Annotated in this window: 1 protein-coding gene; it reads right to left on the reverse strand. The window is 57.6% G+C overall.

All coding sequences use genetic code 11. The features are described 5' to 3' along the window. Nucleotides 1-243, reverse strand: a 243-nt coding sequence (locus tag AC1RPQ_RS08645; protein ID WP_481762374.1) for a hypothetical protein, incomplete at both ends; no start/stop codon positions are given.

A 243-nucleotide genomic window follows, 5' to 3' on the forward strand; every position in this document is an offset into this window, starting at 1 on the left:
TCCGGAGCCAGTGTCGAGAACGAATAGACAGGAACCGCGCATTCGACATAACCCAGTTCGCGCTGCACCTTGACACGCAGATAGTTGGGGCTGACTGCACGCTCGGGAATTTCTGCTAGATGAGCACGACGCTTGCCCTTCCCGAACTCAGAGTCGCGCGCGACACTCGGGAATAGGGTGTTGGCCCACAACCGAGTCATAAAGACCCAGGGCGAGCCTGTGTATCGCTTGGTGTACAGGAAC

The organism is Dellaglioa sp. CoH-57-MRSF-21, assembly GCF_056781915.1.